The organism is Maricurvus nonylphenolicus (assembly GCF_042854845.1).
In the GTDB taxonomy this organism is placed as follows: domain Bacteria; phylum Pseudomonadota; class Gammaproteobacteria; order Pseudomonadales; family Cellvibrionaceae; genus Maricurvus; species Maricurvus nonylphenolicus.
In genome coordinates this window covers 226,983-240,943 of the sequence record NZ_AP031498.1, presented here as the reverse complement: position 1 = coordinate 240,943, position 13,961 = coordinate 226,983, and the positions used below count along the sequence as shown (strand labels likewise).

The following is a 13,961-nucleotide window of genomic DNA, read 5'->3' as shown; positions in this document are numbered from 1 at the left end:
CCCAAATTTACCCTGTCATAACAAATCAAAGGTATCAGCGGTATTTTGCAGCAGTAATAAACTCACCAAAGGTCTCACACCAGACTATCACCGAAGTATATTGTGACGGATTAACATCGACTGAGAGCTCCACGACAAAGTTGTTAAAGGTTTTCACATCACCCACACGGGTCATGGATGACTTTAAGCGATTAAAATCCGCTTCGGTTTCAACAAATTCAGGTGATAAGTAAAGTTTGTAATCCGGCCCCGGGGCCAACTCACCCGTAAAGGTAATATATTGGCTGCCTATCGTGACTTGCCCTTCGCCCCAGTGAAATGCATCACTGTCTTGCAAGTCTTTCTTAAATTCCGCCGTAAAACTCGCCTGTGCAGACATAGCCTGAATCTCAGTTTCACTGGGCGGGGGCGGCGCAATCAGGATAGGCAGCGCGTAAATACCAACGGCAAAGCCCACAGCACCAACGGACAGATGACTGGCAAGCAATAGGATAAGCATTCGTACTTTCATAGTTCCACCTAAAATTAACGCGATATTTTCATAAACGGTGACGGCTTGGCATCTACAAAGTTTTTCCATACATGGTCAAATACCGCCCTTTGATTAGGAAAAGGCACCAGGCTTTTAGCCTCATCAAGCGTACACCATTGGTATTGAGTATGCTCTTCGTTTAACACCACCTCAATATCGGAGGCCACTAATGCCACGAAAACCGGGATAATAGATATTTGGTTTTTATCGGCTTCGTAAAACTGCTCCAGATAATCCGCAGAATAGAGGTCGTCTACAACGATTGACGTTTCCTCTTTTACTTCACGAATAAAAGCCTGCCATGCTTTTTCATTGCCCTCTATTTTTCCGGCAACATGACACCAGAATCCCTCTTTGGCTCTTTTCAGCAACAGCATGCGGAATCCGTCTTTACAGGCTTTAAGTAATACGCCAGATACAACAGATGTATTTAAGGGAATCTGAGTCATAGCAGTGCGTTATGTGAGTTAGGCATCATAGATAAGTGTAGCCATTGATTAACCTATATATAGATTAATCACTTTGAAAATTCATTAAACAGCACTTTATTGGAAAAGGATTGATTACCGTTAACCAGCGGGCCCCATTCGTTCATCATACAATTCAAGAATAAGGCTCTCTGCATTTAAGTGTATAGCTATAGCGATCTACCTGTGACTTTAATAATTAAGCGTTCAAGACCTCGATCAAGTTTTCTTAACTTAACCTCACGAATTTCATATTGTTCTGGGCCAATATAATCAATATCGTATGTCATTAGACCAGCATCTTCGATTGCCTGGAGGTTACTTTTAACTTTTTCCAGAGTCAAACCTTGTATTTCTGCTTTAGACTCATCCCTATACTCAAGAAGCTTAATGGCAGGCCACAAATGGCTAGTTTCACGTCTTATAGAAGACAATGACACAATAAGATTCTTATCAATTTTTTCTGTAATTAGATTTATAGCTTTATATGTTTCAGCTGGTTCACGTTCGAGCTGTTCTTTAATTTCCTTGAGATCACTGACAGTCTTATCCGGGTGAAGTATCAGCTCTTTATCTCCAAACTTAATAGTCGCTACTCGCCTAATTAGAGATCCTAAATCACTACGAAAAATAAGTACAAACAACATTAGCAGTAAATGCCAGAATGAAAATTCGATTTTTTCAAGTACTTCGATAATCATAACCATGCTCTAAAGCCCGACTGAGGGCAGTTAATAAAGCGCAACAAAATAAGTAAACGTAGCATACTCCTAAATCCATCCCCACAACTTCTTGACGAAAGATTAACTTACAGGGTCAGACCCCATTCATTTTTGGCTGTCCCAGCGACCAACGGGAGCGATTGCTGCGGTTTGTTAGGCTTATTCAAAAATATCATTAATTTTGTCTTTCGCTGTACGAATAACTTCAGGGTGGTGCCTGTCGAGAAACGAATATACTGTGACAAATGGAAGTATTATACCCAGTACATTAAACGTGGTTTGAAAGTTACAAGTTAATGACTGTAAAAAGTGAGCTGGACGACCTACTAGAGCGGCTAGACCTACTTCTTCCGGGACCGGTAATGGCTCATAGAATAAATAAGTAAAGATGCCGGCAATGACAGCGGCCAATAGAAGAGGCGGGCTATAAAGCTCCACTAAAAATGGCTTCATATAGTTGTCGCTTCTAAGCTTTGCGACAGCGGAAATCAATAAAGCTGACCAAAACATCGAATAGGTAAAAGATGAATCAATACATTCCAAGTTTCAAACTCCTTCTTACAGCCTAACGCCTCAATCACCGGCCCACCTCCGTTCCGCAAAATTTGTGCCATAGCGGGCGTAGCGAGCACACAAATTTTGCGGAACGGAGGTGGGTCCGAGTGCATTGATTTGTTAGGTATTTTTCACCTTTGTTGCATAAAAAGATGTTTCTTTAAAACCAAAAACCTCTACTAGAGATGATAAGTAACCTATCTCTGCATGATTTGAAGCTAATACAAAAGGCATACCTTTGTAATTTTCCTCAAACTCTACCTTATCGTTACTAGGCACTTCATACTCAACATTCTCATGCCCTTGGTTATAAAATATTTTAAAAATATTTTCAGGGGTGAATCTAATGGCCAATATATATTTGTTTTCATGCCTATCTTTTGGGCACTGATTCCAACGATCAAAAACATCTTCTTTAGACAACATTTTTGACGTATATATGTATGAAAAAAATGGTTGCGCTCTCATTCTATCCAAGTAAAACCCCGTGCTAATAATCTCATCTAGCACAATATCCTTCCCCATTATTATTCCTAGCTCGTCTTCTAGGGATCTGAACGCCGTAAAAAATGGATTTGGTCTTCCATCTATACAGTCCCCCTTAAGCATTCCCTCTGCTGTGGACAAATGCAATCTAATACTTTTTTGATCGCCTGGAACAATCAGCTGCCTATTAGATCGAACTGATGCTATTAAATATCCATCGCTTGTAATAAGAGCTAATCCTGTTCCGATCTTAAAGTGGAGATTGGTATTTCTTAGAGAGTCAAAGCGTAGATTACTTTCCTTTAAACCACAGTAATCTTTTAGACTAATCTTTTTGTCTATTCTGTCATCATATACCTCTTCACTTAATCTCGAATTAGGGTATACAAAGTGTTCATAGTCGGTAGGAAATATCTCTAATATATACTTTGGCCTTCTATTTCCTTCTGCATCCTTAAAGTCCCTCTTTACTGAGACAGAACGAAGCTGATATGAAGGATTATTATCGAATGTTCTTCCTCCTCTCTCAGCATCTTCTTTTATCTCTGGAATTCTTTTCCGAAATAGTTCATCTAAATGACTTGGGTATTCAATCCAACGATCATTAAATTTGGAATCAACCGAATGGTAATTGATTTTTTCCCTATCAAAGAAAACGAACTCCTCCCTCATGTCTCTAATTCCAACATACTCACTCAGTTCAGATATATTGTTAAATATTTTATTGTCTATATTCTCGGCAGGAACTTGTTTTCTACCAAGTAATACCGGTTTATATCCGTGATGTATGAAGGTTTTGACGTAGGATGCAGCAGCGCATGAGGCCTGAAGATGAAATACATCATCCTTAAATTCATCCCCAAAATCTGAAACTGCACGGACTATAAGCCAAGGCACTATGGGACGAAGCTGTTTCGCAGCCTTCGTAAATCCGCCTGCTTCCATATCTCCAATTTTAATTTGTTGGTGTAAGTTGTCTCTTGACTGTTTCAAACGTTCCGGATCTTTAACTAAAATATTTGCTGAATGAAGCGCTGAATCATCAAGTGTAGGTAGTTCTGCTACATGTTTGGCATATTCTCCTTCAAGGCCAGGCTTAGGCTCAATAGAATTAGGAAATATAGCTTTAAAATTATTTATCCATATATCGTTATCAATATCAAAACCAATAAGCATTTGATTAATTTCTTGCGGGTGTCGAAATATTTCTGGCCGCCCCTTAAGCTCACCATCAATTTGCACTTCAATACCTGTATGAGCTGTATAACGAGGAACGAATACCTCTCCGATTCTGCACTTACCTTTCATTCCTGCGGAGATACCCATAAGCAGAACCATAGCGGGGTCAAATCTTTCTATTAGCCTACTTGTAGCACTAGCAGTAGCATCGTTTCCTTGATCCGCAACACAATGAATGATAACTGAAACCAATTTATCCTTAGCTATAATATTTTTTCGCCAGAATAAAGACCCTTTATTCTCGAACTCATCTTCATCGGTTATTTCAAGAGCTAATTTTAGGGCTTTTAGCTCAACTCCTAGGACAGTAATTATCCCAATATCATAGCTTTCCATAAGATATAACCTCTTATTAGTTTTAAAGAGCCATCAATTCAATAATAAAAATATATTTTGATGCTCAATCCATGGCGATTTTGATACCTAACGCCTTACTTAACGGCGCACGCTTTTTGTGCGTCCGGTGGAGGCCCGTATTTTGGGCCGGAACGAATTACAGTAACTTGTTATAACTCGTTGCTCCAGATTGCGTAAATTCCCAATACCACTACCGCACCAAGCGCGCCACTTAAGAAGTGGCCCAAGCTAAAGCCATGGAATATTTTACTTTTAATTGGTTCAGGATGGCTTTTATCAAAGTGCGCTACAACCTGATTAGGCTCTACCTTTTGACCAGGCTTAACTTCCATACTTAAAAGCATACCTGCTTCAGGCGCCTCAACTTCTAATATCACATCACCAATATCGACACAGAATATTAACTCGCCTTTATACAAGTACTTTCCCGGATGGGAAACCGGAGGAATAATAACGAACTCACTATCCATCTCTGGAAGTGAGCTCGGTCTTTCAGGTACTTTTACTTCAGTGTCCATACTCATAGTTCTTTGAAGTTATAACAGCTTATTCAACGTTGCACTGACGTGTTTAATTACGTCACTGAGACGTATTACTCCAAACTTATCCCTAAACGCTAAATGAAATTTCATCCCTTTTCAATCAGTTAGCGGCTAGCATTCACTTACTGACGTAATTAATTACGTCATAGCGACATATACCTACGCTGTAGCACGTCATTCACGTGCCACATAAAGATTAACCCCCAAAAATATCAGCCACAAAAAAGGCCAACTCATCACAAGTTGGCCTTTTAAGTTTATGGGGCTATTTGGCTTACACTTCCGCCAAATTACCCTTATCTTCCAACCAACTTTTACGATCACTGGCGCGTTTTTTGGCAAGCAACATATCCAGCATGGCATTGGTATCGTCACCGGGCTCGATGGTTAATTGCACCAAACGGCGAGTGTCCGGGTCCATGGTGGTTTCGCGCAGTTGCAATGGGTTCATTTCACCCAAGCCTTTAAAGCGCTGGACGTTGACGGTGCCTTTTTTCTTTTCCGCTTTAATGCGGTCGATTACACCTTGCTTTTCGCCTTCGTCGAGGGCGTAGAACACTTCTTTGCCCACATCGATGCGGTATAGCGGTGGCATGGCAACGTAAACATGGCCGGCGGCGACCATGGGTTTGAAGTGACGCACGAACAGGGCGCACAACAGGGTGGCAATGTGTAGGCCGTCGGAGTCGGCATCGGCGAGGATACAGATTTTGTTGTAGCGCAGTTTGTCCAGTTCGTCACTGCCGGGGTCTAAACCCAGGGCGACAGAAATGTCGTGTACTTCCTGGCTGGCCAGGACTTCGGCGGAATCCACTTCCCAAGTGTTCAGAATCTTACCACGCAGTGGCATGATGGCCTGGAACTCACGGTCGCGGGCCTGCTTGGCGGAGCCACCGGCCGAGTCACCCTCTACCAGGAATAGTTCACTGCGCTCGGAATCACCACTGGAGCAGTCAGCCAGTTTGCCGGGCAGTGCTGGGCCCTGGGTGACTTTTTTACGGGCGACTTTTTTGCTGGAGCGAACACGTTTTTGCGCGTTACTGATACAGAACTCAGCGAGTTTGTCGCCCTCTTCGGTGTGCTGGTTTAACCACAAGCCGAAGGCATCTTTCGCTACGCCGGAAACAAAGGCGGCCGCCTCACGGGATGACAAGCGCTCTTTGGTCTGGCCGGAAAATTGTGGGTCGGCCAGTTTGGATGACAGAACAAAGCAGCAGTTATTCCAGATATCGTCCGGGGTGAGTTTTACACCGCGCGGCAGCAGGTTGCGGAATTCACAGAACTCACGCATGGCTTCCAGCAAACCGGTTCGCAAACCGTTTACGTGAGTACCGCCCTGAGCAGTCGGGATCAGGTTAACGTAACTCTCCTGAGTTAATTCACCACCTTCGGGTAACCACTGTACCGCCCAATCAGCGGCTTCGGTTTCGCCGGTAAAGCTGCCGACAAACGGATCTGCGGGCAGGCTTTCCCAACCGTCGGTTGCGGCGACCAGATAATCTTTCAGGCCATCTTCGTAGTACCACTTGTCAGTCTCACCGCTTTGCTCATCTTTAAAGATAACGGTCAGGCCGGGGCAGAGTACGGCTTTGGCGCGCAGTACGTGACGCATGCGCGAGATGGAGAACTTGTGGGAATCAAAATACTGTGGGTCTGGCAGGAAGCGAATGCTGGTACCGGTATTGCGCTTACCGCAGCTATCTACCACTTCCAGATCAGAGGCTTTGTCGCCGTTACGGAAGCCAATGCGATGCACACTGCCTTCACGCTTAATGGTGACTTCCAGCACTTTCGACAGGGCGTTTACTACCGACACCCCCACCCCGTGCAAACCGCCGGAGAACTGGTAGTTGTCGTTGCTGAACTTACCACCGGCGTGCAGGGTGGACAGAATTACCTCTACCCCGGGTTTTCCCTGCTCAGGGTGGATGTCCACCGGCATACCCCGGCCGTCATCGCTAACGGTGATGGAGTGATCTTTGTGCAGGATGACTTCAATGTTTTTACAGTGCCCGGCCAGCGCCTCATCGACAGAGTTATCGATTACTTCCTGGGCCAGGTGGTTGGGGCGGGTAGTTTCGGTGTACATACCCGGACGCTTTTTCACGGGGTCTAGGCCCGTGAGGACTTCAATATCTTCTGCGCTATAGTTCGCCATGCTGCTCGCTAATTTAATACTTATTGTCAGTGCTTTATCGTTAAGAACGCCGTTTTACCATATTCGTGGCACGCTGGCATCTACTGAGAGTCTTTCCCCTCAAGAAAATCGATAGCGCCGGCTATAAAACGCTCAAAGCCCTGGAAACCGTGGTCACCACCCTCTTCGACCAGCTGTTTACAACCTTCATACTTATCCACAGCCAGACGGTAATCGAGGGTTTCATCCTCTGTCTGCACCATCAGCCAGTAGTTTTGCAGGCGCTGAGGGTTGGGGGTATCCACTGCGCGAATCTCATCCACATGGTGGGGTTCGAGCATATAGGTATCTTCGGTATGGTAGTTCTTCAGCTCCACACCAATATATTCCGGCATCAACATAGACGGGGTCACTGCGGGGTTAATCAGGATGGCGCGCAGGTCGTACTTCTCGGCCAGGTAAGTGGACCAGTAACCGCCCATGGAGCTGCCCATCAGGTAGACCGGTCCCTGCTGTTGCAGCTCTTCGACCATTTGTTCCAGAGTTAACTGTACTTCGCCTGGGTAAGGCGGCAGATAGGGGCAGTGAAAGCTAATGTCCGGGCGCTGCTCGGCCAGCCACTGCTGTACCTGCACGGCCTTGTGGGAAAGGGGGGAACTCAGGAATCCGTGGATATAAATCAGTGCCGCCATGCACCTGCTCCGTTAAACGAATGTTGGCGGCAGTTTAGTAACCTGAGGAGGCAAAGTCGATACCGTAGGCTTTTTCTGCCACACGGGAAACCCCGGTTTCTATGCGGCCATCGGCATGCAAATCAAACCAGCGGTAGCCGGGCATAACGGTATCGACGGCAAATTCATCGCTCATGGGTTTGAATTGCACACACGTCGAGGGGGAAGCCATCAACTGAACGCCGTTGCGCTCGCGGCTGAAATCCTGGTGCACATGGCCCCAGACAATGGCTTGCACCTGAGGGTGTTTGTCGATGATAGCGAAGAACTGATCGGCGCTCCGTACCTGATATTGATCGATCCAGGCACAACCCACCTTTACCGGCTGGTGGTGCAAACAGACAAGGATATGGTGATCGGGGTTCTGCTCCAGCGCCTGCTGCAGAAACGCCAACTCGGCCTCACTGAGATCGCCGTATTCACTGCCATCCACCTGGCTTTCGAGCAGTATGATCAGCCAATTGTCCAACTCCACCAGCTTGTCGAGTTTACGGCCTGCGGCTTTTTCCATTTCTGACGGTAAATCGTGGTTACCCGGCAGCCAGGCCATGGGATGGGGCAATTGGGACATATAGGTTTTCAGGAAGCGCTGATAGGCGCCAGGCTGGCCGCCACTGGCAATATCGCCGGTAGCCAGTATGTAGTCGACGCGGGATTGCTCTTGTTTCACCAGATCAACCACATCCTGCATACTTTCGTCAGTATCCAGGCCGAGCAGCTCCTCACCGGTGTACTGGCCCAGGTGGCAATCGGTAATCTGTACAAGCCTGATAGGGCGAGCTGTTGCTTTCACGTCGTTATTCACTGCTACCAAAACAAAATCCCTTTTTCACTTCTCTGCCGTCATCATCCTGATATGGCGTTAGATGAAAATCTGTCCAGGTTAATCCGCGCCTGACCGTTGGCCAGGCAATGGCTTAGCCACTCCCCCAAAAAGCCGTTGAACTGGGCTTTTTCATCGGCATGGTACATCTGCCGATTGGGGTATTCGTATCGTACTTGCATGCGGCGGTGTTGTTGCCAACTCAGCACTTCGGCCATCCGCGCGTCGTGATAAAGCCTCACCTGTAATTGTAGCGGTTGGCTCCAACTCCCCAGGTTATCGGCCTGGCTGACGGTAATGGTCGTGGTGTATTTGGCTCGTTCCTGCACGTCGATGCTTACTAACCAATGGCTGGTGCCAACATCTACGTCGAATTTCCAGGCATCTTCTTCATGCAGTTGGGGCAATAGCTTCATCAAACGCGCGTAGTTGGCCTCATACTCGGACATATTCCGAGCCAAATCGACCTTGTAGCGTGGTTTTACTGATGTAGCCATGTTCCAAATACCTATTATCCGGTAAGTCACGGGGCGAAACTGTTAAGCCCGTCTCGCTAGCCCCCTCGATAAGGGCCCGATTTCAGTCATCAGGCTAATACTACCCTATTTTGCCACGCAGGCGATCCTGGTTTATCTGTAGCCATTGCAGGCAAATCAGGGTTGCCGCGTTGTTAAACCTGCCTTTGAGCATAGCATCAAACAGCGCTGGCGCCTCAAACACCCTTACCCGGATATCCTCGCCTTCCTCTTCCAGGCCGTGAATACCCCCGGCCTCGCTGAGGTCTGCCAGTACGCAGTACAAATGCAGCTTCTCACTGGTGCCACCGGGGCTGGTCATATAGTTACAGATATACTCCATCGACTCAGCTTCAATACCGGTTTCCTCGACCAGTTCGCGCTTAACCACCTCTTCGGGCTGTTCGCCCTCTTCGACCATGCCGGCGACCACTTCCAGGCACCAGGGGCCTTGCTCCTCATCCATAGCGCCAATACGGAACTGCTCGACCATGCCCACCAGGTTGCGCTCGGGATCAAACACCACTGCCGCTACCGCCTCGCCGCGTACAAACAGCTCTCGGCTAACGGTTGGCCCCCAGCCGCCCTCAAACAGGCGATGGCGCAGGGTGACCCTATCCATGGCAAAGAAGCCATCATAAGCCCTTTCACGCTCAATAATGTCGACATCTTCACGAGTGAAGGGCGGAGTTAAATCGATGGACATGGTGTTTCCCTATTACAGATACCGGCAAAAGCCCACTAGTGTAGTTATTGGCAGGCAAAAGAAAAGACCGGCTAGCGGTCTGCAAATTTAGGTGTGGGTGCAGGTGCTCAGTTTTCTTCAGAGTATTTCCAGCAAGGTCTCACCCGCCTCCTGGGTCCAGGTTTGCATCAACACTTTAAGCTTATTCGCAGTGTCTTGATCAGTCTCGCCCCGGTAAACGATATCTTTCAGTAGCATCTCACCTAATAGCTGCCCGGATTGACTGTCCTGTAATTTACCTTCCAGAGAAATCACTAGCACTCGGCCAAGGGCCGCGTTATCCCCATCAGTAGCACCTCCAATGACAGCATCAACCGGAATCGCCTGGTAGCTATTAACGGGCTCTGACATCACACTAACCCCGGTAATAGCCGGTTTAAAGCGCAGCACATCGCCCCCCGGTTGCGGTACAACCTCGATTAATCTTGAAATAGATTTCAGCATCTGCTGATCAAGTGAAGCCTTAAACCCATCCACCTCTTGCTGTTGCAGCCCACTCAGTTGAACTGAGTCGGGTTGAACATCGTCAGAATGCAAAAATTCGATGGGGTCCAACATCACTTTTCTATAGCTTCCGCTGGTTACACGATTATCTAGCCAGCGCTGCAATCTGCCTTCTTCCGTTTCTACCTCCTGCAGCCGTGCATAGTGGCTGAGGTAGCCCGAATCATCTGCTGCAGTCAGGTGATCTTGCATACTGGCGCAGGCTCCCAACCATAGCACCAGGCTGCAAATCATCCACCGTTGTGTGCGTTTAAGGTTATTCACTGGGTTACCAGGTAAGGCGGGAATTCTTTAAGCACTTCGGCCACAGCTTCCCGCAGGCGTATCATTTTCTCTTCAGGTTTCAGGTTAGGTGTCACCCGCGAATGGGTAGAACCACGCCAGATATGATCTTTGGTTTTGGCATCCAGAATATCCACCACTAGGGTTCCCTGGGTGTAGGTATTTACATCTACCGATTGCACAGATGCACCGTAGTAACGTCGCCCACCGTAGAAGCTATCATAGGTGCGCACATCCACCTTGTCTTTGACAATTACGTGATACCTGACCAGGAAGTGCGCATCGGCCGCGTTCTCTACAGGCTGGTAACGCTGGCTTAGCTCCTGCTCAATCGCCACGTGAATACGCTCCAAATTAAGTTCAGAGACAATGGCCTGGGTTTCCAGCGTTTGCTCTGAAGGCAACATGGAGAAGGTACGCAGTAACCTAAAGTCGTATTCCGGGTTGTAATCGGTATTTACGTTGGAGGTTGCGCAACCTGCAAGTACAACCAGGCCCAGTACCAACCCCAATACAGAAAAATGTCGTTTCATAATTCAATCCCCTTGTCGTTGCTTGCGAGTTTTTCCATTTCAGTTTGACATTAAGCGCCGTATGTCGGCTTTTAACCTATGAATGGCTTTTTTGCCCAAGAGCCCAACATCGGCATTGTGGTAACATTTCTTTAGACAATCGTAGACTAAAAACCGTTCTACTCATAAAAAGAAAAGAAAGATTAAGTTCTATTAAGTCACTAAATGAGATTTCAGGGGGAGAGACCATGAATACTTTTTTAAAACTTCACCAACCCGCTATTGTCGCCGCATGGTTGGCCATTGTTTACAACCTGTTCAGTCCGCTGCCAGGTGTTTGGTACACCATCCTGCTTTATGCTGGCCCCATTCTGCTGGTAGCCCACTTTATAGAATGGCTGATGCTGAAAGACAAACTCAAACGCCTGAACCAGAGTGGTCCAGGCGCCTTCATAAAAGTCATGCTATTTGGTTTTTACTGGTGGCTACCCATCTTCCGTGAAGCCAAAGCCGCCCAGCAGGTTCTTTAAGGTACCGTTATAAACGGCTGCGATAGTAGCCAATCATCTGCTGCAGCTGACGGTCCTGAGGTCGCAGCTGCAGTAACTGTTCTGCCGCACGCAGTGCCACAGCCCACTGTTTTTGTTGATGGGCCAACTGCAACTGAATACCCAGTAGGTCCGCCTGATTAGGGAATCGCTTAATCAACTGCGATAACTCAGCCTGCGCCTTTTGCAGCTGCCCCAGCTCTTTAAGCCCCAACACATAAATATAGCCATAGCGCATATTGCTGGCATCCAGGCTCGCCGCTTTTTGCAGAGACTCTACCGCTTCCGACATCCGTTTGGTGCGTATCAACAACAAGCCCAGTGAGTGATGGGCAGCTGCTGACTCCGGCACCAGTTCGATCGCGTCCCGTAACAGCACTTCACCTTCTGCATCGCGTTGTTGGCTGCGATAAAGATCCGCCAGATTTAAACGCGCAAGTATGTTGTTGGGATCCAGTATTAATGCCTGGCGATAAGCGGCTTCGGCTTTTTGCAACTCACCCTTGGACATATGCGCCACACCAATATTCAGTTGCCCCGATGGTGTGTCGGCATGGGTTTGCAGCAATGCCAAATACTCTTTCTGCAAACGCACTAGGGCCTGTTTCTGTTGCGCCGATAAACTAGCGTTATCCACACCCTGTAGTTGTGAGGCAACTTCCATTCTTACCGATTTACTGCCATCAGTGGCCAAGGGCAGTAAATCGACCAGACGCTGGGCATCGGGTAACTGCCCCAATACCTGCACGGCGGCGCGACGAACCAGAGGGTCTCCCGCATAGAGATTGGTTTGCGCGGCCAAAATCACTTCCTGGGTTGGCTGTAGGCTTACCAGTGTCGACGCCCGAACCAATGCAGGTTGTTGTGGATTCATCGCCAACAGCAATAACTGTTGCGCAGCCGCTTGACTGCCCTGCTGATATTCCGCCACCCATTCGCCGCGGTGTTTGGGCAGGGTTTTATTTTGCTGTTTTAGCCAGCTTGTCATAGCGCCAGCCGCCCACTGATTATCCCTGTCGGTATGACACTGGTTACAGGCATTGGGAGCGCCGGTCTTTTCCGACAGATCCGGACGCGGAATACGCAAGCTGTGATCGCGACGCGGGTCCACTACCATATAGGTGGTTTCCGGCATATGGCAGTTTGCGCACTGGGCGCCAGCAGAATCGGCCGGATGATGGTGATGATTTTTTGTATCGAATACTTCCGGGTTATGACACTGCAGGCAGACACCATTACCCGGCGCTTTTAATTCCAGACTGTGGGGGTTATGGCAATTTGAACACACCACACCACTATGGAACATCTTGCTCTGCATAAAGGAGCCCAGCACATACACTTCATCGAGGATCTGGCCGTCGGCATGGTAAAGCGGTGAGTTAATCCACTGTAAATTATGCTTGTTGTGAAAATCACCCGGCAGATTCATATCGTCAATCAGGGAACGGCGAGCATGGCAGCTGCCACAGGTATCAATCTGAAAGGTTTGCTGGTCTTTGCTTAGGTTTTGTTGTGTAGCCGTTGCGGCATTTGGTTCGCGTAACCATTCACCAACGGCACTGATATTTTGCGCAAAGCCGTGATGTGGCGCCTTGCGATCCGACTGCAACCAATCGAGATGAGCTTGCCCTGGGCCATGGCAGGCCTCACAACCGACATTAATTTCAAACCAGCTGGTGTCGTAGGTGTTGTCGGCAGCTTTGTAGTTGCGCTGCAGCTGGGTGGAGTGACAATCGGCGCAGCGCGAATTCCAGTTATGGTAGGGGCCGGTCCAATGCAATTGATCATCGAAGGGTACCGGCTCATTGGGATATAAGTGAAACCAGCGCTGTCCGCCTTCCTCTTTCGGGCGAGAATCCCAGGTGACGTTAAGCGCCTGGTAGCGACCATCTTCGAAGGGAATTAAATACTGCTGTAACGGATAGAAGCCGAAAGTGTAAGCGATTTTAAAACGCTGGCGTTTGCCCTCGGCATTATCGGTTTCTACGAAATAGTTTTCGCCCTGTTTAAACAGGCGCGTTTTTTCTCCGTAGTGATCGAAGGTCACATCGCTAAAATCGCCCAGTACCGTCTGCGCATTGGCCTCTTTCATGGCCCAGTCGTGGTGAGATCCCTGCCAGTCGTTATAGGCTTGCACATGGCAGGTCTTACACTGTTGGGTACCGATATAGCCTTCAACGTCTACCGTTTTGGCAACGACCGATCCACTCACGAAACTGGCCAAACAGGCCAGCACCAGACAAACCAACATCTGCATGTATTTT

Annotated in this window: 15 protein-coding genes; 1 reads left to right on the top strand and 14 read right to left on the bottom strand. The window is 47.8% G+C overall.

Annotation, left to right across the window (positions count from 1 at the left end; all coding sequences use genetic code 11):
• Positions 1 to 34: 34 nt before the first annotated feature.
• The 13 genes from ACGHZ6_RS01100 to ACGHZ6_RS01040 form a co-directional block, all read right to left on the bottom strand.
• Positions 35 to 511, bottom strand: coding sequence for a DM13 domain-containing protein (locus ACGHZ6_RS01100; protein ID WP_390616927.1), 477 nt, complete (start codon positions 509 to 511; stop codon positions 35 to 37).
• A gap of 14 nt (positions 512 to 525) precedes the next feature.
• Positions 526 to 981 (bottom strand): NUDIX pyrophosphatase, encoded by a 456-nt coding sequence (locus ACGHZ6_RS01095; protein ID WP_390616926.1) that lies wholly within the window; start codon positions 979 to 981, stop codon positions 526 to 528.
• A gap of 188 nt (positions 982 to 1,169) precedes the next feature.
• A complete protein-coding gene (locus tag ACGHZ6_RS01090; RefSeq protein WP_390616925.1) occupies positions 1,170 to 1,700 on the bottom strand; it encodes a hypothetical protein in 531 nt (176 codons plus the stop codon).
• 180 nt (positions 1,701 to 1,880) lie between these two features.
• Positions 1,881 to 2,264, bottom strand: coding sequence for a hypothetical protein (locus tag ACGHZ6_RS01085; protein ID WP_390616924.1), 384 nt, complete (start codon positions 2,262 to 2,264; stop codon positions 1,881 to 1,883).
• A 132-nt stretch (positions 2,265 to 2,396) separates the two neighbouring features.
• Positions 2,397 to 4,337 (bottom strand): hypothetical protein, encoded by a 1,941-nt coding sequence (locus ACGHZ6_RS01080; RefSeq protein ID WP_390616923.1) that lies wholly within the window; start codon positions 4,335 to 4,337, stop codon positions 2,397 to 2,399.
• 170 nt (positions 4,338 to 4,507) lie between these two features.
• Positions 4,508 to 4,876 carry a hypothetical protein gene (locus ACGHZ6_RS01075; protein WP_390616922.1) on the bottom strand — a complete coding sequence of 123 codons (369 nt, stop codon included), beginning with the start codon at positions 4,874 to 4,876 and terminating at the stop codon, positions 4,508 to 4,510.
• A gap of 298 nt (positions 4,877 to 5,174) precedes the next feature.
• Positions 5,175 to 7,058 carry a DNA topoisomerase IV subunit B gene (gene parE, locus ACGHZ6_RS01070; protein ID WP_390616921.1) on the bottom strand — a complete coding sequence of 628 codons (1,884 nt, stop codon included), beginning with the start codon at positions 7,056 to 7,058 and terminating at the stop codon, positions 5,175 to 5,177.
• 80 nt (positions 7,059 to 7,138) lie between these two features.
• Entirely contained in the window at positions 7,139 to 7,729 is a 591-nt protein-coding gene (locus ACGHZ6_RS01065) for a YqiA/YcfP family alpha/beta fold hydrolase (protein WP_390616920.1), read from the bottom strand.
• A gap of 34 nt (positions 7,730 to 7,763) precedes the next feature.
• Positions 7,764 to 8,573 carry a 3',5'-cyclic-AMP phosphodiesterase gene (cpdA, locus tag ACGHZ6_RS01060; protein WP_390619218.1) on the bottom strand — a complete coding sequence of 270 codons (810 nt, stop codon included), beginning with the start codon at positions 8,571 to 8,573 and terminating at the stop codon, positions 7,764 to 7,766.
• A gap of 41 nt (positions 8,574 to 8,614) precedes the next feature.
• On the bottom strand, positions 8,615 to 9,088 hold the full coding sequence (locus tag ACGHZ6_RS01055; protein ID WP_390616919.1) for a DUF1249 domain-containing protein: 474 nt from the start codon (positions 9,086 to 9,088) through the stop codon (positions 8,615 to 8,617).
• Between the two features lie 100 nt (positions 9,089 to 9,188).
• A complete protein-coding gene (locus ACGHZ6_RS01050) occupies positions 9,189 to 9,812 on the bottom strand; it encodes an NUDIX domain-containing protein (protein WP_390616918.1) in 624 nt (207 codons plus the stop codon).
• Between the two features lie 117 nt (positions 9,813 to 9,929).
• Positions 9,930 to 10,547 carry a DUF3313 domain-containing protein gene (locus ACGHZ6_RS01045; protein WP_390616917.1) on the bottom strand — a complete coding sequence of 206 codons (618 nt, stop codon included), beginning with the start codon at positions 10,545 to 10,547 and terminating at the stop codon, positions 9,930 to 9,932.
• Between the two features lie 68 nt (positions 10,548 to 10,615).
• Positions 10,616 to 11,170: a DUF4136 domain-containing protein gene (locus tag ACGHZ6_RS01040; RefSeq protein ID WP_390616916.1), complete on the bottom strand. Its 555-nt coding sequence runs from the start codon at positions 11,168 to 11,170 to the stop codon at positions 10,616 to 10,618.
• A gap of 227 nt (positions 11,171 to 11,397) precedes the next feature.
• Between ACGHZ6_RS01040 and ACGHZ6_RS01035 the strand changes: the two genes are divergently transcribed.
• The gene (locus ACGHZ6_RS01035; protein WP_390616915.1) at positions 11,398 to 11,679 is read left to right on the top strand and encodes a DUF1145 domain-containing protein; all 282 of its coding nucleotides are present in this window, start codon (positions 11,398 to 11,400) and stop codon (positions 11,677 to 11,679) included.
• Between the two features lie 7 nt (positions 11,680 to 11,686).
• On the opposite strand, the gene ACGHZ6_RS01030 is transcribed toward ACGHZ6_RS01035, so the two are convergent.
• Complete coding sequence (locus ACGHZ6_RS01030; protein ID WP_390616914.1) at positions 11,687 to 13,954, bottom strand: tetratricopeptide repeat protein; 2,268 nt, start codon at positions 13,952 to 13,954, stop codon at positions 11,687 to 11,689.
• Between the last annotated feature and the right edge of the window lie 7 nt (positions 13,955 to 13,961).

What these genes read in the sequence shown, in the direction of transcription:
- ACGHZ6_RS01100 (WP_390616927.1), bottom strand. Translation starts at nt 511, where the DNA reads ATGAAAGTACGAATGCTTATCCTATTGCTTGCCAGTCATCTGTCCGTT.
- ACGHZ6_RS01095 (WP_390616926.1), bottom strand. Translation starts at nt 981, where the DNA reads ATGACTCAGATTCCCTTAAATACATCTGTTGTATCTGGCGTATTACTT.
- ACGHZ6_RS01090 (WP_390616925.1), bottom strand. Translation starts at nt 1,700, where the DNA reads ATGATTATCGAAGTACTTGAAAAAATCGAATTTTCATTCTGGCATTTA.
- ACGHZ6_RS01080 (WP_390616923.1), bottom strand. Translation starts at nt 4,337, where the DNA reads ATGGAAAGCTATGATATTGGGATAATTACTGTCCTAGGAGTTGAGCTA.
- ACGHZ6_RS01075 (WP_390616922.1), bottom strand. Translation starts at nt 4,876, where the DNA reads ATGGACACTGAAGTAAAAGTACCTGAAAGACCGAGCTCACTTCCAGAG.
- parE (WP_390616921.1), bottom strand. Translation starts at nt 7,058, where the DNA reads ATGGCGAACTATAGCGCAGAAGATATTGAAGTCCTCACGGGCCTAGAC.
- ACGHZ6_RS01065 (WP_390616920.1), bottom strand. Translation starts at nt 7,729, where the DNA reads ATGGCGGCACTGATTTATATCCACGGATTCCTGAGTTCCCCCCTTTCC.
- ACGHZ6_RS01055 (WP_390616919.1), bottom strand. Translation starts at nt 9,088, where the DNA reads ATGGCTACATCAGTAAAACCACGCTACAAGGTCGATTTGGCTCGGAAT.
- ACGHZ6_RS01050 (WP_390616918.1), bottom strand. Translation starts at nt 9,812, where the DNA reads ATGTCCATCGATTTAACTCCGCCCTTCACTCGTGAAGATGTCGACATT.
- ACGHZ6_RS01045 (WP_390616917.1), bottom strand. Translation starts at nt 10,547, where the DNA reads ATGCAAGATCACCTGACTGCAGCAGATGATTCGGGCTACCTCAGCCAC.
- ACGHZ6_RS01040 (WP_390616916.1), bottom strand. Translation starts at nt 11,170, where the DNA reads ATGAAACGACATTTTTCTGTATTGGGGTTGGTACTGGGCCTGGTTGTA.
- ACGHZ6_RS01035 (WP_390616915.1), top strand. Translation starts at nt 11,398, where the DNA reads ATGAATACTTTTTTAAAACTTCACCAACCCGCTATTGTCGCCGCATGG.
- ACGHZ6_RS01030 (WP_390616914.1), bottom strand. Translation starts at nt 13,954, where the DNA reads ATGCAGATGTTGGTTTGTCTGGTGCTGGCCTGTTTGGCCAGTTTCGTG.